Raw genomic sequence first — 21,772 nt, forward strand, 5'->3', positions numbered from 1 at the left:
TCCACGGCCCGTACGACGTCGACGTGCACCCCCTGCCCCTCCAGGATGGTGGTGCTCCGGTGGATCAACCCCTCGGTGTTGCTCGTCTCCGGCGACCGTTTGAGCGTGCAGTTGACCACCAGGGCGCGCAGGTCGTCGTACCGCGCCGGGGGTGCGTCGGTGTCGGGCGACGAAGCGGTCACACGGTCCTCCCACAGTTGTGCCGCCGACCCGTGCACGGCGACTCGTCCACCTCCCCCAGCGTGCGGGCCGCCTGCGGCAGCCGCCACACAACTCATCCGAATGGCCCTGAGCGGTCCGCGCCCCGGTCGGCGGCGGACGAGTGGCCGGGGCGGGGTGGCTTCGGCCACGCTGGGCCCCGGCGCGATCAACAGGAACTGGAGACCGCCGTCCGCGAACGCATCCCGCTGGTCGTCCTCGTTCTGGTGCTGCCCGCACTGCACCGCGCCCTCGACGACGAAGGCGTCTGCGTGATCGCCTGCCCCGTCGACTACTCCGAGAACCTGTGCTTGACCGACCGGCTCGGCAGCCTCAGCGGCCCGTTCCGACCTGCCGGGCCGGGGAGCAGCGACAGCCCGGCCCGCCCGCTCGCCGACGGGTCCGGAGGCTGTCGTATTCGATTCGGCTCGCGTCGCACATCGGCACGGAGCAGAAAGGCCGCCCCTGCTCTCACGTCTGTCGTGCCGGGTGCTCCGCGTGTTTCATAGAGGTGTGGCCTGCGGTACGCGACCATACGGACGCGGCCCCGCACATTTTCCAGCCGGCGGGTGCCATGGCGCGCTGATCGCGTGGGTCGGTGCCCTCGACACGGCAAAGCCGACGCGTCAGGAGCGGCAGCCGGCAGAAGGAACACCAAGACAGGAAGAAGGACGGGCATGTCCGGCAGTGAAAGCGAGAATCCGGCAATCCCTTCGCCCACGCCCACACCGACGCGGCGGCCCAGGACGAACCGGGACTGGTGGCCGAATCAGCTGGACCTTCAGGTTCTCCACCAGCACTCGCCCCGGTCCAATCCGATGGACGAGGACTACGACTACGCGAAGGAGTTCGCGACCCTCGACGTCGACGCGCTCAAGCGTGACGTCTTCGAGGTGATGACGGCATCCCAGGACTGGTGGCCTGCCGACTACGGCCACTACGGGCCGCTCTTCATCCGGATGAGCTGGCACGCCGCGGGAACGTACCGCATCGAGGACGGCCGCGGCGGCGGCGGCAGCGGCGCGCAGCGCTTCGCCCCCCTCAACAGCTGGCCGGACAACGCGAGCCTGGACAAGGCGCGCCGTCTGCTCTGGCCGGTCAAACAGAAGTACGGCCGGAAGATCTCGTGGGCCGATCTCCTGGTCTTCGCCGGAAACTGTGCCATGGAATCCATGGGGTTCAAGACGTTCGGTTTCGGTTTCGGGCGACAGGACATCTGGGAACCCGAGGAGATCTTCTGGGGGCCCGAGGACACATGGCTCGGAGATGAGCGCTACAGCGGCGACAGGGAACTCACCGGTCCTTTCGCCGCCGTACAGATGGGACTGATCTACGTCAATCCGGAAGGGCCCAACGGAAACCCGGACCCGTTGGCCGCCGCCCGGGACGTTCGGGAGACGTTCGGGCGCATGGCCATGAATGACGAGGAGACGGTCGCACTCATCGTCGGCGGCCACACCTTCGGCAAGTGCCACGGCGCGGTCGAAGCCAGTTATGTCGGTCCGGAACCCGAGGCGGCCCCCATCGAGCAGCAGGGCCTCGGCTGGCGGAACACGTACGACAGCGGCACGGGCCCCCACACGCTCACCAGTGGTCTGGAGGGCGCATGGACCACCAAGCCCACCACGTGGGACAACGGGTACCTGGACAATCTCTACGGGTACGAGTGGGAGCTGACGAGCAGCCCCGCCGGCGCCCACCAGTGGACTCCCAAGGATCCCGCGGCCGGGAACACCGTGCCCGACGCCCATGATCCGTCGAAGCGGCACGCCCCCATGATGCTGACGACGGACCTCGCGCTGAAGGTGGACCCGGTCTACGGCCCGATCACGAAGAGGTTCCACGAGAACCCGGACGACCTGGCGGTGGCGTTCGCCAAGGCCTGGTACAAGCTGCTGCACCGCGACATGGGACCCCTCTCGCGTTACCTCGGCCCGTGGATTCCCGAGCCGCAGCTGTGGCAGGACCCGGTTCCCGACGTCGATCACGAGCTGGTCGGGGACGAGGACATCGCTGCCCTCAAGGGCCGGATCCTCGCCTCGGGCCTTCCCGTCTCCCAGCTGGTCACCACCGCCTGGGCGTCGGCGGCGAGCTTCCGCGGCACCGACAAGCGCGGCGGGGCGAACGGAGCACGCATCCGGCTCGCGCCGCAGAAGGACTGGGAGCTCAACGACCTCCCCGAGGTGACGGAGGTACTGCGCACGCTCGAAGAGATCCAGCAGGACTTCAACGCCTCGCAGACCGGCGGAACGCGGGTCTCCCTCGCCGACCTGATCGTCCTCGGCGGGTGCGCGGCCGTCGAGCAGGCCGCGAGGGACGCCGGGTACGACGTCACGGTTCCGTTCGCACCGGGGCGTACGGACGCCTCGCAGGAGCAGACCGACGCGGCGTCGTTCGCCGTCCTGGAGCCCAAGGCGGATGCGTTCCGCAACTACCTTCCGGCGGGCGAGAAGCTGTCGCCGGAGACCCTCATGCTGGACCGCGCCAACCTGCTGACGCTGACCGCCCCCGAGATGACGGTGCTGATCGGCGGCATGCGGGCCCTGAACACCGGCTTCAAGGGATCGGCCCACGGTGTCTTCACCGACCGGCCGGGAGTCTTGACCAACGACTTCTTCGTCAACCTGCTCGACATGGGTACGGAGTGGAAGGCGTCGGCTACGGACGAGAACGTGTTCGAAGGCCGGGATCGCGCCACCGGCGAGGTCAAGTGGACCGCCACCGCGGTCGACCTGATCTTCGGCGCGCACTCCCAGCTCCGAGCCGTCTCGGAGGTCTACGCGGCCCGGGACGCGGGAGAGAAGTTCGTACGTGACTTCGTCGCGGCGTGGAACAAGGTGATGAATCTCGACCGGTTCGACCTCGCCTGAAGCCACCGGAATCGGAGGAGAAGCGCTGGGGCGGGGCGCAGGCTGGAAGCAGGCGGGTGCTTGCACGCGTCAGGGCAGGGTGGGGGCCCGACCCCGGGCAGCACCAGCAGCTTCGGACTCGTGGGCGCCAGCGGACAGGATCACCTCACGCTCGGCGTGGACGACCTCGACGATGCCGCCCCGCTCCACCTCCACACCCCTCGCGCGGCCGCCCTCGATCACCACACGGTGGGCGCGGGCCGAGGAGAGCACGGTGAGGTTCGGGCGTGCGAGCGCGGGGTGCAGCCGGCTGGTCGGCCGGCGCCCGCTGCCGCCAGGGCATGGCCACCGGGGAGCCGGGTCAGGGGCTGAACCCGATGGTGAGGTGCGCGGCGGGGCCGGACTGCGCCGTCACGGTGAGCATGCCGTGGCGGTTGCGGTGCGTCAGGGGGGACCCCGCGGTCAGGGCGGCGTAGCGGCGCAGGTCGAATCCGTGCCGTTGGGCGTGGTCCAGAAGCCGGGTACGGGCCTCGGGATCCGTCCCCAGCCAGCTGCGCGCCGGAGCCGACACGCTCAGGGCCCGGGGAGCGGTACTCACGTTCACATTGAATCCGGGGAGTTCGTCGACGGCCGGCCTCCCGAGCAGGTCGCGGACCGCGTCGGCGAGGCACTCCTGTCCGGGGTCCAGGTCGCGCGGCGTCAGCAGGCGCAGGTCCGCGACCGTGAGGCGGCCCACCCGGTGGTAGCACTCGACGGCGCCGGTCGTCAGGTCGATGCCCACCAGGCGGAGCCGGGCCTCGGGCAACGGGAACGGCCGGGCACCGATGAGCCGTGCCACCGCACGCTCGACCGGGACGGCGGCCGCTTTCGGAACCTCCGCGTAGAGCTTGAAGCGGTCACCGCGCGTGTCATGCCGGCCCGCCAGCCACGTCCCCCAGACCACGGGGTGGCGACGGTGGGCGTCCAGCAGGAGCGCGGTGAGCTGGGCGTGCGGTGGTGGCAGCCCGATCCGCGCGAGCCGTTCGAGGCCCGCCGCCAGCCGGGTCCCGGGAGGGCGGGCCGGGGAGACGAACTCCGTGGCGTAGCGGTCGGTGCGGGGCGAGGCCGTGGACACGCTCAGCTCCACCGGGAACCGCTCGGGGGTCAGCAGGCTGCGTCGCCACCGGTCGTCACCGGGGGCCTCCATGAGCGGTTCCAGGAGTCTCGGCAGCCACCGGCGGGCTCCGGGACCGAGCAGCGCCAGCGCCCGGCCCAGGGCGGGCGGCAGCCCTTCGGTCACGGGGGCCGCACCATGACGAGCGAGTCCGTCGTCGTCGTGTAGTCCGTCGCGGACGTGGTGCCGTCGGCACGTACGAAGGTGAAGCGGTAGGAGAACTCGCGCTTTTGCGGGTCGGGCAGTGCGAACCAGGCGTGGTGGGTGGCGGTCAGCGCGGCGTCCAGTTCGATGCGCTGCTCACGTCGGTAGCCGGCCGCCGGGTCGGCGTAGCGCAGGTCCACGAAGACCGTCCGGATGGCGGCCGGGGTCCAGTCCGGGACCAGGTCGATGTCGAGCTGCCCGGGGTAGGGGTCGTTGACCGCCAGGTGTGTGGCACCCGTGGTGACGGGGTCGCAGGTGATCACGGAGCCGTCGGTCATGGTATGGACGAGCTGGTAGGTGTAGGTCAGGTCGGCCGGGTCGGCTGTGCGGACCTTCCACTCGGTGGGTGGATCGGTGGGCCGCACCGTGCGGGTGTCCCGCAGTTCGGTGCCGTCGGGTTCCTTCCTGGTCAGCTCGACGCGGGTCTCCCGGACCAGCTGGGCGTCGATGTCGTGCGGCGCGATCTCCACCCGGAGGAAGCCCAGGAACCGGTGCGGATCGATGGACAGGGCGTACTGGTCGTCGGAGCCCTCTCGCACCACGGTGAGCTCTCGCCCCCGCCAGCCGGACTCCGCGGCGAAGTGGTACTCCAGCCGGTAGGCGTACGTGGTGTCCGCCGCGCTGTCCCGGAAGAAGGTGACGGGCTCGGGACGCGGGGCGGCAGCGTCCACGAGGCGGTCGAAGGAGCGTACTCCGCCGGGGTCCTCGGCTCTGCCGTAGCGGATCGTCACGGCGATGCTCGTCAGACCGAGCGCGGCGAAGTCCACGTCGCCGACCAGTTGCACCGTGAGGGTGCGGAAGAAGGGATCGTCGAGGTCGGCGTCGATGACGTGCGGAGGTCCGTTCAGGTCCGCGGCGAGCGTGCCGAGGAATCCTTGGGGCGCGTAGGTGCGCTGCACCGCCTCGGCCCGGTCGTAGCTGAACGAGACCTCCTTGTCCTCGATCTGCAGGCCGTAGCGCAGCCGGAAGGTCACGAGCGCGGGGCTCACGCCGCCGGTCGCCGCGGGTGCGGCCCCCGCCGGGAGCGCCGACGGTGCCGGGGCGTGCGGGGCGGCTGCGGGAGAGGCGGCGGCTGCCTGCGGGGGTGCCGCGGGTGCCGGCGGGAAGTGGGGGGTGGGGATCGCGGGGGGCGCCGGCGGGGAGGGGGCGAGCGGTGGGCCGAGCGGCTGCGGGACCGCGGGGGCGGGCCCGGCGGGCTGCGCCGGCGCACCAGGAGGGTGTACGGCGCCCGGGGCGCCGGGTGTCGCCGGGGTGACCGGCCCTGCCCCGGGCGGGGTGACCGGTCCGGCCACCGGCGGGGCGAACGGTCCCGTCCTCGGGGGGATGGCTCCCGTGGGGGACAGGGGCATCGCCCTGCCCGCGGCCGGGCCGAGGCCCGGCGTGGGCGTCCCGGCCACCGGACCCGCCGGAGCGCCGGCCGGCCCCGCGGTTGCCGGGCGAGGGGCGGGAGAGGGCAGGTCCCGTGGGCTGAGGGAGGGTTCGAACCACTGGGCGAGCACATGGTTCATGAACGTGTCCAGCGCCCACTGGATCTTCTGGTCGTTGTCCGCGTCGGTCGTGAACTCCTTGACGTCGATGTGGATGACCCCACTCTGGCGAAGCCTTTGGAACGCGGCTTCCAGTCCCACGCGGGCCCAGTAGATCTGGGCGTCGATCCCGACGGCCAGTTCGCTGTACACGCGGTGCATGTTGGCGGTGATCGTGACGGACAGGGCGGGCCGCAGGGCGGTGAACCGCAGGCGGTAGATGACACCGACGGGGGTGCCGCCCGCGGCGAAGACCTGCTTCAGCAGACTCGCGCCCTGTGCACTGAGCCGCAGGCTGAACATGGCCGTGTTGTCGCCGTACAACGAGGGCACGGCCGATCCGAGGATCGTCTCGACGGCGCGGAACGCCCCCGGTGGGAGCGTGTTCACGGTCCCACCGGGGCCCTGCACGTCCAGGGCGACGCACTGGACGTCGCCCTCGTCGTACGGGACCTGGGACAGCCGTACCGTTCCCGGGGCGTGCTCGGCCAGCCGGCTCCGCAGCCGGGACTCCGCCTCCGGGTCGAGCGTCAGGGCGGTCTGGATCATCAGGAAGCCGCCCCCGACGGAATCACCGTCGCCCGGCGTGCCGCGCCAGGTGATGAGGGTGAAGACGGGCCCCTGATCACCCTGGGCCAGGGTGACGGGAGCGGGAAGGTACCAGAACTGGTTGGGGTCCGCGTGGTCGGGGAACACCTCCACGCCGTCGACGAGCCATGATGTGGTGCCCAGTTGCAGCATGAGGCAGCCCTCCGGTCGTGGCGTCAGGCGCCGGGAACGTCGAGGACGGGCAGGTTGGCGTCGGTCCACGCCCCGACCCGGCTCAGTCCGCTGGTGTCGACGTGGACGGCCCGGTAGCGGTACCCGGGTGTCCCCGTCACGTCGAACTCGTGCACGACCGGAGCCGAGTCACGGGTGAAGGAGTAGGAGGAGGTGACCGTCTCCGTGCCCGGCTGGGCGAACTCGACCCGCACCTCCTGGACGCCGGCCGTCTCTGCGGCCTGCGTGTCGACGCGGACGACCACGGCCTGGTGTGCGGGCATGTCGGCGGTGACGATCAGGCTGGTGCGTCCGGTCGAGGATTCCGGGACGGTGCTCATGTGTCCGTCGGTGTAGAGCACGGTGACGCGGTAGGTGACCCGGCGCAGGGCCGGGTCCCGCAGGCCTACCTTGAACTGCTGGGCCCCGGCCTTCTCGCTGGTGAACTCCAGGGACGCCTCCTGCCGCAGTTGGTGGGCGGGGTCCTCGTACAGCAGGTCGACGAGGAGCGCGCTCACGTTCGCCCAGACGACCAGGGGGCGAACGGTCAGGGGGTAGGTGTCGGGGAAGGGGTCGCGCACCCGCACCTCGGTGTCGTCCGTCTGCGTCCACTCACGCACCACGTCCGGGCGGCCGATGCCGTGGTAGGTGAGGCGGTAGGCGTAGGTGCCCGGCGCGGAGCCGACGATGAAGAGCGGCCACTGCCACAGCGGCTGCTTGGGGTCGAGGTCGAGGACGTACTCCCCCGACACCCCGGAGGCCGCGTCCTGGTAGCGCAGTTCGACCGTGACGGCGCGCCAGTCGTCCCAGGGGATGCCGTCCTCGCGGATCAGTACGGGGCGGAAGGCGAAGGTCTCGCTGGGGCGGATCTCGGCGATCTCCGTCTCGGTGGTGTCGTGGACCGTCAGCTGGTCCGGGAGGACCCAGCCGGCGGGCTTCGCCAGGTGGTAGGTGATGTCCACGGTCACCGGTGCCACCATCCTGCCGCCCGCGAGCCGGCTGGGCCAGTCGGCCTCGCCGGTGTTGTTCTGCGGATCGAGGAGGACGGTTGTGGCGTCGTCCCCGTAGCGCAGGTCGACGCCCACCGAGGTGAGGAACCCGGAGGTGAAGTCGACGCGCGAGACCACCTTCACGCTGCGGCGGCTGAACCACGGGTCGTCGACCGACACGCGCCGGGTGAAGTCGCTCCGCGGGCGTCCGGACGCGGCGATCAGCGCGGCGATGCCGCTGAGATGTCCCTGCGGGTAGACGGTCCGGCGGACGGCGGTGCGCTCGCCCATGCGGACGTCCAGGCGTTTTTGCACCTCCTCGACGGAGGTGCTGCGACGGTAGGTGTAGGTGCCGGTGAGGGACAGCCCACCGGTCATGGCCACACGGCCGAACTCGGTGGCGAGCGCGGCGGCACGGTCCCAGCCGTCGGGGGCCGGCCGGGGGGCGAGGGCGGCCTCGAAGAAGGAGTCGGTGATCATGTCGTAGACCGCGGACACGGCCCGGTCGTGGCCGGCGATGACCGACTTGCCGGCCTCGCCCTCGGGCACGAACAGGTCGTCCTGGATGTCGATGACCCGTTCGTCCCTGAGTTTGTCCAGCTGCTCGGTGATCTGCGACGAGAGGAACACGCCCGACACGCCGAAGGTCTTGTCGAGGCGTTCTTTCAGCTCGTCCCAGCGGATGTTCAGGGTCACCGTGTAAGCGGGACGCAGGGCCAGGAACTCCAGCGCGTACACGACGCCGATGGGGGCCACGGCCCCGTCCAGGCAGCTCGCCGTCAGGGTCGCGCCGCGGGCGTCGAGCACGGCCGAGAAGGCGGCCTGGTCGGCGCCGTACAGACTGGGCTGCGCCTGGTGGATGATGCGCTCGACGAAGCGGGAGTCGTCCGGTGCGGCACCACTCTCGCTGTCGAGGAGAACCAGTTTGACGGTGCCGCTCTCCAGCGGCACGGGAACGGGCCGGCGCGGCCGGTCGGGCAGGTTCAGCTGCGACTGGATCTGCCCCGCGACCTCGTCGAGGGCGCTGTCGAGCCGGTCGGCGGGCGGCCCCAGGACGACGTCGAAATTCAGCAGTCCCCCGGTGGTCTCGTCCTTGTCCCCGCGGAACTCCAGCAGCGAGAACACCGGCAGCGCTGCCCCTCCCTCGCTGCGGACGGCGATCGACGGCCCCATGGGCAGGTAGTACCACTGGAGCGGGTCGGCGTGGTCCGGGAAGAGGCTGAATCCGTTCACCATCAGGAACGGTGGTGCGAGCGAGAGCATGGCACGGCTCCTAGGCGGCGCCGGGACGGCGCGGCAGCAGCACGTTGGCGTCCGCCGTCGTGACCGCGGTGGTGGTGGCGCTGGTGCCGTCGGTGAAGTAGTAGGTGGCGGTCCAGGAGAAGTCCTTCGTGGCGGCGTCGGCCAGGGAGAAGACCACCGGTGGTGGGGTGCCGCCCTTGCGTACCAGGGCGCTCTTGACCTGCTCCTGGGCCGGGGCGCCGCCGTCACACGTCAGCACGACCTTGACCAGGTCGACGGTGGCCCAGTCGACGAGGTCGGGGGAGACGATGACGCTGATCACCGTCCCGACCATGTCACCGACCTCGACGGTCGCCTCTTCGGTCGCGGTCTCGGGGATCTCCCGGACGCTGCCGTTCTTGTAGCGCACCAGGCCGCTGTACGTCAGCGTGCCGGAGTGGGCCTCGCGGACCTGGATCGTCCACTCCTTGTAGGGATCGGCCGCGTTCAGCAGTTTGCTGTCGGCCCAGCTGTAGCCGCTCTGGGGGTCCTCGTAGCGGACGTCGACGAGGATGGAGTCGATCGTGGAGACCAGGTCGCCGACGGCGACGACCCTGACCCTGCGCATGTCGTTGAAGGGCGAACTCAGGTAGATGCGCTTCCCGGTCGTCTCCTTCCAGTCGTCCTGGAAGGTGTCGCCCTTGGTCCGGTAGTCCACCCGGTACCGCACGGGCCGGTCGCGCTGCTCCGAGATGACGTGCGTGAGGGTCTGCTCGGTGCTGTTCTGCTCGGTGAACACGACCTGGTCCGTGATCGCGGGCCCGTTGGCCGGCGTGTACTCGATGCTGACGGTGGCGGAGTCCACGGACTTGAAGTCGAGGTTGCCGGGCAGCACGTGCAGTTCGAGTACGCCCAGGTCGTCGGCGTTGATGGTCAGGGGCCCGGTGTGCGGCGCGAGGGGTGCCTGGTACACGGTCGACGTTCCCTTGTAGTTGACCGTGAAGGAGTGCTGGTACTCCCGGGAGTCGCCCTTGACGTAGGCGGCGAACGTCTCGGTCTGTTCGGGCTTGTCGAAGTGGTAGTCGCCCGTCTCCAGCTTGTCGCCCTGGTACTGCACGTGGACGTCCACGCTGTGCACCGGCCGGCCGGCGCCGAAGTCGGCGTTCACCCGCACCGGGACGGAGAACGAGCGGAAGAAGGGGTCGTCCAGGTCGATCTCGCGGTAGTGGTCGGCCCACAGCACCGGGCGGCCCTGCTTGTCGGTCATGTTGGTGATGTTCGGCAGTGTGCCCTGGGGATTGAACGGCCACAGCACGGCGGTCTGCTCGTTGATGGTGATCGTGAAGTCGTCGACGTGCAGATTGGTGTACTCGCGGTGGATCGTCTCGTAGTCCTCCAGGACGGAACGGTCACCGGTGTAGCCCTCGACCTGTTCCGTCATCCGCTTGGTCGCGATGTCGAGCACGGTCCGCCGTACGCTCTCCTCGATCCGGGCCACGAGCTGGGCGTCCGCTCCCGTGCCGGCGTCCACATGGGTCTCGATCACGTCGGTGTTCGTCGCCACCTCGGCGATCGTGTTCGAGAAGGTGTCGTCGCCCCACCCCGCGTCGTCGGAGGCGTTCTGGACGAAGGAGCGGAACTTGGTCGACGAGAAGTGGCCGTATCCGGTGACGGCGGGAAGCTTCACCCAGCCGTTCATCCCGTAGGCCACCTGGACGATGCCGCCCTTGCCCTGGAGAGCCTCGGCGAACAGGGTGGCGCCGAAGTCCGGCAGCTCGATGGTGAACGGGGTGACGTTGTCGCCGTACAGGGAGGGCCCGACCGGGTTCCACACCTTGCTGACGAGAGTTCCGCCCACGTCGGACAGGTTGAGGTGGGCCGTGCCGTTCGCCCAGGTGATGGTCCCGAGGCCGACCCGGTCGGCAAGGTCCTGACCCACCTGGGCGCGCAACTGGCCGAGGATGACGGCGCGGGTGGGATCGTCCAGCGCGAACTGGGTGTCGAAGGTCGCGAACCCGCCCCCGGTCTGGCCTGACGGCTGGACCTTCGGCTGCCGGTACTTGAGGTACATGAAGACAGGGTTTCCCTGGGCGTCACAGCGGAAGGTCGGCTGCTGCGGCACCGCGTAGAAGAGCGCGGGGTCGGCGTGGTCGCCGTAGACCTGTACGCCGGCGATCATCTGGGCCTTGTCGATCTGGAGCATGGTGGCCTTCCTGGGCCCGGGACCGGCCGGTGCTCCGGCTAGATCCGGACGTGGGGGGTGGTGGAACGGACGGTGCGCTTCGGGACGGTCGCGCCACTGCCGTCGGTCTCCGACACGTCGACGACGAGTTCGCCGTCGAGGTCGTCCCGCCCGCTGGCCACCCGCCAGGACGCGGACCACGCGGGTGCGGTCAGGGTGAGGCTGCGGTGGTCGGGCAGGCCGTCTCCCGCGGGCTGGTACCAGACCTCGATCGCGACCGCGGCGCCCGCGTCCCGGCCGGGGGCCTCGCAGGTGACGGTGACGACGCCCAGGGCGCGGTCGTCCACGACCCAGCCCGAGGCGTCGGGTGTGCCGGTGCGTTCATAGGAGGATCCGTCGTCCCCGTGGACGGTGAACCGCAGGCTCCCCCCGGCCGGCAGCCGGACCGGAGCGGTGTCCGGGGCGGTGACCGAAACCGTCCAGGGCGTCCCGGCCTCGTCGGTACCGGACAGGTCCAGCCGGCGGACCGGGGGATCCCCCACGGGGGCCGTGACCCGGAGCGGCAGCGCTGCTTCGGGCGGGGGCGGCACGGACTCGGGGGGCTTCGCCGGAGCGGAGACCGCGAAGGTGTGGCGTTCCGCCGAGGGCGCGGCGCTCAGCGCCTGGCCGACGTCCAGTTCACGCTGGACCCGCTCGGTCTCCAGCGTGGCGTCGAAGCGGACGAAGAGCTTGCCGGGAGAGCCGGAGAGGGCCTCCTCCACCAGCGGGACCAGTGCCGGCTCGACTGGGGCGGTCATCAGCGTCGTGTACGGGGGCGCGCCGGACGACGCGGACTCCGCCAGTTCGGTCTCCGCTCCCCCGTCGTCCCGCGCGTTCAGGGTGACGCCGTGGACCTTCACGCCGCCGATCGCGACGATCAGCTCGCCTGGCGCGACCTTCAACTCCTCGGCGGCCTGCGCCAGCAGGACGGCCGTCTCGTCGCGGTCCGGCCACCAGTGCGCACTGATCTGCACGGACGCGGAGGTACCCGCCACCACCAGGCTGGCCATGGGAACGCCCTGCGGCGAGAGGTCCAGAACGGGGTCTCCTGGCAGCAGACGGACCGTCAGAGGGTCATGCCGGTCGACGAGGAGCCGGGGAGGGGAATGCGAGGACATTTTGCCTCTTTTGGGTGGATATGCTCACAATCGAGTGTAGAGCGCGTTCCGCCTGGTCGCATGGAAGAAGGTGGAGAATCGTGCTCCGGCTCCCCGCACTCCTGGCCCGGCCGACCTGGTCGCTGTACGCCGACGACCAGCTTGACCAGGCGTTCTACGCGATCGCATCGGTTCCCCGGCTGGCCCGGGGACCCGACGGAGCCGCCGTTCTGTCACTGATCAAGTACCGTTCCGGGACTGACAAGTTGAACGGCGGAATCATTGAACTGCAAACGGACCTCGCGCTGCGCCCGGAGGAACGCGACGAGGCCCTGGCGGCCGCACGCGCCCACGGCGGCGACACAGCCACGGTCCGGGCGGCGGGCGGACCCCAACTCGCCACGCCCCTGTGGCTGGACGGGACGGCCTCCCTGCAACTCCTCGACCCCGCCGCGAAGTCCGACGAACGGACGGTGCACACCCAGCCCTCGCTGTCCGGGAACAACCCGGCTGTCTTCCAGGCGGCGTTGACGCAGGAGGGCGCCACCGTGCAGTGGGACGCACTGCGCTCCGCACGGCCCTCGCTCCAGGCCTCCTACCGGCTGCGCGCCATGGCGAGGATTCCCGACGGAACGGTGCACGCATACGCCCGCAGCGCCGACGTGACCGCCCTGTGGGCGCAGGCCACCGCGCTCCCCGACCCCCGGGGAGCACTGGCCCAGGCCTCCGCGGCCGGCGTCGACGTCCTGGACTGGCCCGCGGACGGCGACCCGGAACTGCGGGAGGCGTTCATCTCCTGGGGCTGGGAGTGGCTCGCCCCGTGGCTGCCGCCGCACGGCACGCCGCCCACCAGCGACATCGACGCCGTGTTCACCGGGGCGGCCGGCCTGCCGTGGCCGTTCGACGCCGCCGGCACGCTGGACCCGCCCGACCTGACCCGCGACGAGGGCTGCTTCCTGGCCCTCGACCTCTCCGATCCGATCTTCCAGCAACGACGCACCGTGGTCCGCTGCAACGCCGACTTCACGACGGGCATGATCGCGGCCGTCACCGCCCGGATCGCCTACGGCGACCAGCGCCACGACGCCGTCTTCACCGACAACGACACCGTCGACCAGGTCACGTGGACGGTCGACCCGGCGCTCGGCAGGACGATCGCCGTGCGCCCGGTGGTGTCCTTCGCCGCCTCCAGCGCCACACTGGAACTGCCGGAGCTGCGCACCGACAACCAGTTCGTGCTCCTCAGCGTCGACGACGTCGGACGGCTGACGGTCGACCTGAGCGGCGCCGCCCTCGACTGGTCGACCGTCCACCACGTCGAGGCCGGCATCCGGTACCAGGACAGCGACCATGGCGTCGGACTCGTCGAGGACACCCTCGAACTCGACGCGTCCCGGCCCAGTCAGCGCTACGAGCGGACCGTGTACGCGCCCGTGAACCGGCCCTACGACCTGCGGCTGGTCTACACCCTGACCGACGGGCAGACCGTGGTGCGCGACTGGTCGCCGCAGACCGGCAGAACCGTCCTCGTACCCGCGCCCTTCGACCGGTGGCTGACCCTGCGGCTGCGCGCGGCCGGCTGGTCCGGCGGCATCAGCGCCTTCCAGGTCGACCTGGAGGCCGAGGACGGAACGGGACGCACCAGCAGGAACACCGTACGGCTCACCCCCGAGACCGGCACGGCGGACTGGCGCACCGGCCTCGCCCCCGCCGCCACCGGGCGGTTCCGCTACCGCGTGACGACCCTCTACGCGGACGGGCACTCCACCGTGGACCCCTGGAAGGACGGCGAGGGTTCCCGGACTCTCGATGTCGGTCCGGCGCCGTCGCGGGTCCTGGATGTGACGGTGGTGGCCGACCTCGTGGACTTCACGGTCGTCAAGCTCGTGAAGACAACCCTGCGCCATCCGGTGCCCACGGGTGAGCCGGCCACCCACGAGATGGTGTTCGCCCCCGGCCGGGCCACCAGCGAGTCATGGCAGTTGCCGCTGTCCGACGACGGCGGCGACGGCGGCCCGGACTACACCGTCACCTCCACCTTCTACCTGCGGGACGGAGACCACCGCAGCACCCCCGAGACACCCGGGACCGACCCGATCGTGGTGCTGCGGCTCCCGGCCTGAACCGGCTGTGCGAGGAGAGCACGTCATGCTGAATCTGCTCAACAAGTTCGTGGTTCCCGAGGTGAGTCACGTCGACATCTACCAGGACGACGAGGACCCGCTGCAGTTCTGGATGATTCCGCAGCGGGTCCGGGCCGCCCTCGGTCCGGAGGACACCCCGGAACTGTCCATCTACGCCTTCGCCAGGGACCTGAGTCTGATGGCGGGAATCGACACACCGCTGCCGCCGGGCGAGACCGAGGGCGGTCTGATGACCCTGACCGTCGAGTGCACGGTGCAGCAGGAGGACCAGGAGAAGATCCTCGCGTACCTGCGCAGCCAGGTCCTGTCGGGAGCGCTTCACCTCGCGCGTCCGGTGGCCTCCGGCGGGGAGATCGGCACCGAGTGGCGTGGCGCCGTGAGCGGCGATCCCAAACTCGCCTACCCGACCTGGATCGAGGGTGACGTCCAGTTCTGCCTGCCCTCGGCCCTGGGGCCCACATTCGTCAAGCCCGGGGACAACAAGGTCAAACCGTCCCTGACCGAGTCGAACGTCGCCAGCTTCTCCATCGCACTCGGGCAGGAGGGCATACGGCTCTTCCGGGAGACGATCAGCTCGGGCAAACTGCCCGCCCACGTGGCCTACAGCCTCCAGTTCGTCGCCCGCGTCCCGTCGATCACGGTCACCATCACCGGTCACGCCGAGGCGGTGCACCGGGAGCTGAAGGACCTCGCCCCCATCGTGGAGACCGAGAACGGCGTCCCCGTCCGCACGTTCCCCCAGGTGACCAGCCTGAAGGAGTTGCAGGACACGTGCGGCAGCCTCCACGTCGAGTACACGAAGTTCGACTTCGCCCAGCAGGACGACAAGCTGCGCGAGCAACTGGAGGACTTCGTCCTGCAGACCACGACGGCGTATCTGAAGAGCATGTTCTGCCAGCCCCTGATCACGGGTCAGCTGGACAAGGAGAAGCTGGGCACCGACCCGATGCAGAACTTCAAGCCGCCCGGTACGTCCGTCACGGGCAGCAACCAGCTGTGGCTCAAGGAGTTCGAGCAGACGGGTGAGACGGACTTCGGGATGACCTTCCACGGCAACATGGCCCGGCCCTTCTCCACGTATCCCAGTGCCGCGCTGGTCTCCATGGTCACCCAGCCGCAGTTGGAGAAGGCATTCATCGAGGCCGACCTCAACACGCCCATCTTCCACACCCTTCAGGTCCCGGTCCGGGTGACCGCCGACTTCGAGCACGACCCGATCGCGGGCATCCAGGTGACGCTCGACTACCGGCAGACCGACGACCGCACCGGCGAGGTCAAGGCCTTCTCGCAGACCTACGACTTCCTCAAGGGATCCGAGACCTACTACTTCCGCACCACCCTGGCCAAGGACGCCCAGGGAGCGCCCAAGGACACGTTCACCTACTCCAGCCGGCTCCACTACAAGGCCGCACAGGCGTCCACCGACATCCCCCCGCAGCCCACCCGCGAGAAGAGCCTCATCATCGGCTACGACCGGCTGAGTTGTGTCGACGTCAAGGTGGTGGCCGGCACCGTGCCGTGGGCGACGGTCCAGTCGGTCCAGGTCGACCTGCGACTGCCCGGCGTGTCCCTGCCGTCGGCCACGAAGACGGTCATCCTCAGCCAGCAGGCCGTCGAGGACAGCTGGTTCAGCTACACCGGCGGCCAGACCTCCCCCGAATACGAGTACAGCTGCGAGTTCCTGCTGGTGAACGGCAGCCGCATGACGACCCCACCGCAGCGCACCTCCGCCTCACGGCTGCTCATCGACGCGCCTTTCGAGGACCGCATGAGCGCCACCTTCGTGCCCCAGGGCCTCTTCCCCCCGCTGCAGTCGATCGTGCTGTCCACGAAGTACGCGGACGAGGCCGCCTCGTACCACACCGAAGGCACGTACGTCTTCACCAACAACACCACGCCCTGGCGCTGGGACGTCGACCTGCCCTCCGCGAAGAACCGCGAGTTCCAGTACAAGGCCGACATCACCTACGTCGACGGGACGACCACTCCCGGGCAGTGGCAGGCGGGCCAGGAAGGCACCGTCCAGGTCGGCGAGGTGAAGAGCTCGCTGATGGACGTGACGGTGACCGCGGCCGCGCTGGACATGACCAAGTGGAAGCTCGTCGTCGTCAAGCTGCGGCACGAGGACCCGGCCACCCACGAGGTGCAGGAGCAGACGATCAAGCTGACCCCGGCCAATGCCGGCCAGGACCAGTCATGGAAGGTCGCCCTGAAGGACCCCACCGCGACGACCTTCACCTACGAGCTGGACGGTTACGGCGTCGACGGAACCCACAAGACGGTGGCCGCCACGACGAGCAGCGAACAGCTGCTCGTGGTCGAGCTGTGACGGACGGCCGTCCGAAGGGAGCTGCGTCATGAGCGACGAAGCGGGAGCCCCGCACCTTGAGACCCGGAACCTGGATCCCGGGCTCACGGGCGCCACCGGACAGACCCTGACCGCGACCGGCGAGACCTTCCAGCCCGGTCTCCTGAACGACCTGATGGCCCGGCGGGCCGAGCCGGCGGCCGACCAGATTCCGCTCGTGCCCAAGGCGCCCGAGGAACCCGGCGAGGTCCTGCAGGGGGCCCACGCCGACTACTTCGTGCCGGTGGCGACCCTGCCCGCCCGCTCGAAGCGGTCGCGGACACCCGCGGTGTTCCTGGAGGCCGACGACCTGGGCAGATGGAGCCTGCTGGTGTGGATCGACCTGGTGCGGCCGGACACCGCTCCGGCCGAGGCCCGGCCGATGCCGCTGAGCGACCTCACGGCCATCCTCACCACCACCGATGAGCAGTCCACCGTGACCTTCGCGTCGGTGACCGACCTGCCGGCACCGGACCCCCATGTCGTACGCCGTCTCGCCCTCGCCGCCGAGGTGGATCCCGCCGTAGCCGCCGACACGCTGCAGAACGACATGAACGCGGCCATCGTCGTCAACGGCACGCTGTCCTACCGGGTGTGGGACCCCGAAACCCTCACCGGTGAGGTCCTCCCGGACCTGGCCCCGGAGGAAGAGGCCCAGCTGGAGGTGGACAGCACGGCGATGCTGCTCGGCCCGGGCGGCGGGGGGATCGCCGCCTGCCTTCCGACGTCCGACAAGCCCAACCGCCCGATCTACTACCACTGGAACTTCAAGAGCGGCGCCGACGCGGACCAGGGACTCGACCCGGACAACGTGTGGGTGGACAGCCCCGCGGGGCTGTGGCAGATGTCGCCCCTGCCCAACCAGTACTTCGTCCTGCCCAGCGAGTACCGGCTGGCCTTCGATCTGGAGCGCGGCACTCCCGCCATGAGTGTGCTGCTGGTGCGGCCGGACGCGGCAGCGGACGCCGCCGCCGGCCCGGACCAGGCGTGGAAGGTCAGGGTGCGCTTCAAACTGGTGCCCTGGCTGGACCCGCAGTCGATGGAGCGCCTGCGCGCGGCCGTGGCCGACGTGGAAGGGATCGCCTACCCGCAGCTGGTGCTGGGCGGCTACGCCGGTGCCACCTTCGACGAGTCCTCCTGGCTCAAGGACCTGGGAGGCAGGACACTCAGCACGGAGGCCGGGAACACCACGATCGACGCCCGCGGTTTCGAGCTCGTGCAGGACTGCTCCATGGAGTACTACACGCTGCTGGCGCGGTTGCTCGCACCGGCGTCCGGCACGGCGACCGGGATCGAGGGCCGGGTCGTGCTCAGCCTGCGCAGGTCGCCCGACGACGACACGGCGAAGGAACAGCGCGACGTGCCGGTGAAGATACGGCTCGACCAGCCCGACGACGGTTTCCTCACCACGGAACAGATCACCGCCCCCTTCCCGGATGCCGCCACCTGGCCGGCCGGCTGGACTCCGCCGTTCTACGCCAAGGTGCGCTCCCCGAGCGCCGTGCGGGCCGACGTCTCGGGGGTGGTGGCGGCCTTGCTCGTGAACGACCCGCTCACCGGCGTACCGGTCGACCGCGCCCGCGCGGCGGCCACCCCCGCGTCGTTCTCCCTGGGCGGGCCCGACGCGGCGCCGGTGCAGCCCCCTGCCGAGGCCGCGCCGGCCGCCGCCGCGGGCTCGCCCGCGTTCCAGCCGCCCCCCAACCCGCCGGTGGGAAACGGTGAGGTGCTGCTCCGGCTCACCCAGACCGAGGCCGAACCCGTCGATCCGCGCCTGGTCAGCTCGCTGGCCCTCGACTACACCGGGGTCACGGTGAAGATCGATCCCGCCGTCATGCTGGAGCGCGTACACGAACTGGGCATGTCCACCGGCCTGGTGGCCCGCGTGAACGTGAGCAGCTACCAGCTCAAGCACCCGGAGACCCTTCCGCCCGAGCTGGCCGACGTGTTCGGCATCGACGTCGAGATGCGGCGGGGCAGCGCCGAGGCGGTCACCGTGAGCCTCACCCGGGACGCGCCCGAGGCGACCAGCGACATCCCGTTCGGGTTCTCGGACCTGGTCGCGGATCTGCACCCGGACCAGCCGAAGTTCGAGTACCGGCGGCGCAACGTCGCGACCAAGGGCACCGGGCCCTTCTCCCCGTGGGAGTCGGTGGTGGGACGGAACCTGCTCGTCACTCCGGTGACCTGAGAGCGGTCGCCGCGGTGCCAGGGCGGGACACGCACGAACAGGAGAGACGCGATGACAGTGACCAACGCCGACGGCTCCACCACCGTGGACAACGGCGACGGTACGTCGACGACGACGTGGTCCGACGGCACGACCGAAGTCGGCTACGCCGACGGTTCCACCATGCGCACGTTCCCGGACGGAAGGGTGCTGAACACCTACCCGGACGGAACCCGTACCTCCAACGACCGGTACGGCACACCGCTGGATCCCGACACCGGCAACCCGCTGGCCGCCCCGCCCGTGACCGAGCAGCCCGTGGCGACCTGCGGGGAGGTCGAGAGCGGGGTCCACGTGATCACCGGCGTCCTGGAGGCGTCGCTGGTCCTGGCGAACGCCGAGGGCGCGCTGGCCCTCGTCGAGCCGGTCAACGCCATGTTCGCGCCGATCAGCATGGCCCTGGAGATCTGGCACGCGCTGGACTCCGCGCCCCGCGCCTACGGCACGATGGGCTACTGCTACGGACTCATGTACGGCGCCCTGGACATGGGCGGGCCCGTCTATCCGCAGGGGCCCTACTCGCTCGACTCCCCGGAGACGGTTCAGGAGAAGCAGACACGCTTCGCCGAAGGCGTCCGTACCGCGGCCGGGCAGCTGACCGACGGAGCCTCCGGCTCGGCCCTGCGGAACCGGGTCCTGCTGCGCACCGCCTACCTGGGCAGCGACCCGCGCCGGACCCTCAACGAGATCTGGGTCACCGCCTGCCGCAAGAACGACGACGAGTTCTACGCGGACCACCTCACACTGATGTGGCCCGACACCGGAATGACGGAAGCGTGACGGCGACGGCACGCTCGGAGCAAGGAGGTGCCCCGTGACCAGGCACCGTGTCGCGGTGATCGCCGCGCTTGTCCTGGCGGCGGCCGGCCTCGGTACCGCGCAGGGAGCGACACCCCAGGGACCGGACTCCTGTGTGGAGGGGTATGTGTGGCGTCTGGCGACGCCCGAGGACCACGTCTGTGTCGACCCGGCGGTCCACGACCAGGTGGTCGAGGACAACAGCCACGCCGATGAGCGGCGCAGTCCCAACGGCGGTCCCTACGGACCCGCGACCTGTCTGCAGGGCTGGGTCTGGCGCGAGGGCACCCCGGACGACCTCACGTGCGTCGATCCGGAGGTCCGCTCGCAGGCCTGGCAGGACAACAGTGAGGCCCCCGACCGCTGGACCGCCACCGCGCGGTCGGACGGCGGCAACGCCCACCCCTTCCTCTACCCCGACACGACGTACACGATCGCCGGGCGGCCGGCTGCCGCGAGCCCGACACCGAACGCGGACGCGACCGGGGGCGGGCTGGTGATCGACGCGCAGGGCGCGCCGGTCGAGGACGCGACGGGCACCAAGGTCGCCCGCGCCAGCGACACGGACTCCCAGCGGTTCCAGTTCGTGCGGCGCGGAGACCTGAAGGCGCACGAGAACGCCTTCCAGATCCGGGACCGGGCATCGGGCCGGTGCCTGACCGTGGCCCAGGCCGGGCAGAGCAACGGCACCCGTGTCGTCATGGGTGACTGCGACTGGTCGGAAGGCGCCGTGTGGTCCTTGTGGACGCAGAAGGACGGGTACTGGCAGCTGCGTTCGCGGCACAGCAACAAGTGCCTGACGGCGCACAATCCGCTCTTCATCGCGCCCCCTCCCGGCGCGTACCTGGAGCAGTGGACGTGTCTCGACGGGAAGAACCAGGGGTGGCGCCTGGTGCCCGTCCAGTGACGCCCGCCGGGGTGCGACGGCGTGTCCAGAAGGGGGTGTCCCATCGCTCCTCCGCGCGATAGCAGGTGGCTCGGGCGCTGAGGAACTCGTCATGCACGGCGCCCACGAGCGCCGCGTAGCGGGCCTGGGCCCGCGGATCGCCGTCGGCCTCCTCGGTCAGTGCGGTGGCTGCCGCGATCCCCGTCGCCAGGGCGTGGGTGATGCCCCGCGCGGCGATGGGATCGGTCACGGCGGCCGCGTCCCCGGCCGCCACCCAGCCCGGACCGGCGGGGGGCAGCGTGCGCGAGGTGCCGGCGGGCAGCACCCGCAGAGCGTGCGGTGCGGTGGTGTCGTGAGCGGCCGCCCGGGCCCGCACGTGCCGGGTGGCGGCCAGTGCGGCCCACCAGCCTCGCGGTGTCCGCAGCCCCGCACCGGCCACCAGATCCGCGTCCGTCACGGCCATGACGACGTGCCGCCCGCACGGCAGGGGCGCCGTGTACCACCAGCCGAACGGCGTGGACTCCACGAGCGACGTGCGTTCGGGGCCGTTCTGCGCGCCGTACGGGCCGTCATGTCCCGGCGCGGTGACCGGCACCTCGGCCGCCACGGCCACCAGGTGGTCGGTGTGCACCACCCGTGCGCCGAGCCGGCGGGCGAGCCGGGCCCGCGCTCCTGTGGCATCGACGAGGTACGGGGCGGTCATCACCGTCCCGGACACGGTCGCATGCCACCGGCCGCCGTGCCGGGCCACCGACCGGACACGGCCCGCGTGCAGCCGCACGCCCGCCGCACGGGCCGCCCGGCGCAGCGCGGCGTCGAACGGTGCGCGGTCCACGTGCCAGCCGGTTCCGTAGGGCCCGTGGAGGAAGTCGGAGGCCGTCAGGGCCGGCCCGCCCCAGGACGACTGGTTGCCGTAGCAGGGCGCATGGCATGCGGAAGGCAGCCGGTCCAGCACGCCGAGGCCCTGCAGCAGGGGCCGCGCCAGGGGTGACACGCTTTCAGGGACGCGCAGCCCCGCCGCCGGGGCGCAATGGACGAGGACGACGTCGGCGCCGCGTGACGCCAGGGTGAGGGCTGCGGCCACCCCTGCGGGGCCGCCTCCGGCGACCAGGACGTCCGGGCTGTTCCGCGGCCGGGTCATGGTGTGCCGCCT

The 21,772-nt window shown here is 70.7% G+C and carries 13 protein-coding genes and 1 pseudogene; 6 read left to right on the plus strand and 8 right to left on the minus strand.

The genetic code is table 11. The features are described from left to right. Nucleotides 1–182 (minus strand): annotated as a pseudogene (locus IE244_RS25120) (flavodoxin family protein); the annotation flags it as partial. Nucleotides 183–875: 693 nt separating this feature from the next. On the opposite strand from IE244_RS25120, the gene katG reads away from it, so the two are divergent. Further along, entirely contained in the window at nucleotides 876–3,068 is a 2,193-nt protein-coding gene (katG, locus tag IE244_RS25130; RefSeq protein WP_191875835.1) for a catalase/peroxidase HPI, read from the plus strand. A 69-nt stretch (nucleotides 3,069–3,137) separates the two neighbouring features. Here katG and IE244_RS25135 read toward each other — a convergent pair whose 3' ends face one another. From IE244_RS25135 to IE244_RS25160, 6 genes are all read right to left on the minus strand, one after another. Continuing rightward, nucleotides 3,138–3,320: a GMC family oxidoreductase N-terminal domain-containing protein gene (locus IE244_RS25135; RefSeq protein WP_229854321.1), complete on the minus strand. Its 183-nt coding sequence runs from the start codon at nucleotides 3,318–3,320 to the stop codon at nucleotides 3,138–3,140. 88 nt (nucleotides 3,321–3,408) lie between these two features. Continuing rightward, entirely contained in the window at nucleotides 3,409–4,326 is a 918-nt protein-coding gene (locus IE244_RS25140; protein WP_191875836.1) for a hypothetical protein, read from the minus strand. Beyond that, nucleotides 4,323–6,671: a hypothetical protein gene (locus IE244_RS25145; RefSeq protein ID WP_191875837.1), complete on the minus strand. Its 2,349-nt coding sequence runs from the start codon at nucleotides 6,669–6,671 to the stop codon at nucleotides 4,323–4,325. Before IE244_RS25145 ends, IE244_RS25140 begins: the two co-directional genes overlap by 4 nt. Nucleotides 6,672–6,694: 23 nt before the next feature. After that, on the minus strand, nucleotides 6,695–8,941 hold the full coding sequence (locus tag IE244_RS25150) for a hypothetical protein (protein WP_191875838.1): 2,247 nt from the start codon (nucleotides 8,939–8,941) through the stop codon (nucleotides 6,695–6,697). A 10-nt stretch (nucleotides 8,942–8,951) separates the two neighbouring features. Beyond that, on the minus strand, nucleotides 8,952–11,102 hold the full coding sequence (locus IE244_RS25155; protein WP_191875839.1) for a hypothetical protein: 2,151 nt from the start codon (nucleotides 11,100–11,102) through the stop codon (nucleotides 8,952–8,954). Nucleotides 11,103–11,140: 38 nt separating this feature from the next. Beyond that, the gene (locus IE244_RS25160) at nucleotides 11,141–12,130 is read right to left on the minus strand and encodes a hypothetical protein (RefSeq protein ID WP_191875840.1); all 990 of its coding nucleotides are present in this window, start codon (nucleotides 12,128–12,130) and stop codon (nucleotides 11,141–11,143) included. A 188-nt stretch (nucleotides 12,131–12,318) separates the two neighbouring features. Here IE244_RS25160 and IE244_RS25165 point away from each other — a divergent pair, with 188 nt between their 5' ends. Genes IE244_RS25165 through IE244_RS25185 form a run of 5 tightly spaced genes read left to right on the plus strand, consistent with a single transcriptional unit; the run spans nucleotide 12,319 to nucleotide 20,640 of the window. Continuing rightward, nucleotides 12,319–14,340: a hypothetical protein gene (locus tag IE244_RS25165; RefSeq protein WP_191875841.1), complete on the plus strand. Its 2,022-nt coding sequence runs from the start codon at nucleotides 12,319–12,321 to the stop codon at nucleotides 14,338–14,340. 25 nt (nucleotides 14,341–14,365) lie between these two features. Continuing rightward, nucleotides 14,366–16,690, plus strand: a complete 2,325-nt coding sequence (locus IE244_RS25170; RefSeq protein WP_191875842.1) for a hypothetical protein — start codon at nucleotides 14,366–14,368, stop codon at nucleotides 16,688–16,690. Between the two features lie 28 nt (nucleotides 16,691–16,718). Beyond that, on the plus strand, nucleotides 16,719–18,896 hold the full coding sequence (locus IE244_RS25175) for a hypothetical protein (protein WP_191875843.1): 2,178 nt from the start codon (nucleotides 16,719–16,721) through the stop codon (nucleotides 18,894–18,896). A 51-nt stretch (nucleotides 18,897–18,947) separates the two neighbouring features. Next, on the plus strand, nucleotides 18,948–19,715 hold the full coding sequence (locus tag IE244_RS25180) for a T-complex 10 C-terminal domain-containing protein (RefSeq protein ID WP_191875844.1): 768 nt from the start codon (nucleotides 18,948–18,950) through the stop codon (nucleotides 19,713–19,715). A 34-nt stretch (nucleotides 19,716–19,749) separates the two neighbouring features. Further along, on the plus strand, nucleotides 19,750–20,640 hold the full coding sequence (locus tag IE244_RS25185; RefSeq protein ID WP_191875845.1) for an RICIN domain-containing protein: 891 nt from the start codon (nucleotides 19,750–19,752) through the stop codon (nucleotides 20,638–20,640). On the opposite strand, the gene IE244_RS25190 is transcribed toward IE244_RS25185, so the two are convergent. Continuing rightward, entirely contained in the window at nucleotides 20,552–21,760 is a 1,209-nt protein-coding gene (locus tag IE244_RS25190) for an NAD(P)/FAD-dependent oxidoreductase (RefSeq protein ID WP_191875846.1), read from the minus strand. The genes IE244_RS25185 and IE244_RS25190 overlap by 89 nt on opposite strands. Between the last annotated feature and the right edge of the window lie 12 nt (nucleotides 21,761–21,772).

Origin of the sequence: Streptomyces filipinensis (assembly GCF_014649495.1) — a bacterium.
In the GTDB taxonomy this organism is placed as follows: Bacteria; Actinomycetota; Actinomycetes; order Streptomycetales; family Streptomycetaceae; genus Streptomyces; species Streptomyces filipinensis.

Excerpts from the sequence above, each read along its gene's own strand:
- IE244_RS25180 (WP_191875844.1), top strand. The coding sequence starts at position 18,948 with ATGACAGTGACCAACGCCGACGGCTCCACCACCGTGGACAACGGCGAC.
- IE244_RS25160 (WP_191875840.1), bottom strand. The coding sequence starts at position 12,130 with ATGGCCAGCCTGGTGGTGGCGGGTACCTCCGCGTCCGTGCAGATCAGT.
- katG (WP_191875835.1), top strand. The coding sequence starts at position 876 with ATGTCCGGCAGTGAAAGCGAGAATCCGGCAATCCCTTCGCCCACGCCC.
- IE244_RS25170 (WP_191875842.1), top strand. The coding sequence starts at position 14,366 with ATGCTGAATCTGCTCAACAAGTTCGTGGTTCCCGAGGTGAGTCACGTC.
- IE244_RS25145 (WP_191875837.1), bottom strand. The coding sequence starts at position 6,671 with ATGCTGCAACTGGGCACCACATCATGGCTCGTCGACGGCGTGGAGGTG.
- IE244_RS25150 (WP_191875838.1), bottom strand. The coding sequence starts at position 8,941 with ATGCTCTCGCTCGCACCACCGTTCCTGATGGTGAACGGATTCAGCCTC.
- IE244_RS25155 (WP_191875839.1), bottom strand. The coding sequence starts at position 11,102 with ATGCTCCAGATCGACAAGGCCCAGATGATCGCCGGCGTACAGGTCTAC.
- IE244_RS25190 (WP_191875846.1), bottom strand. The coding sequence starts at position 21,760 with ATGACCCGGCCGCGGAACAGCCCGGACGTCCTGGTCGCCGGAGGCGGC.
- IE244_RS25175 (WP_191875843.1), top strand. The coding sequence starts at position 16,719 with ATGAGCGACGAAGCGGGAGCCCCGCACCTTGAGACCCGGAACCTGGAT.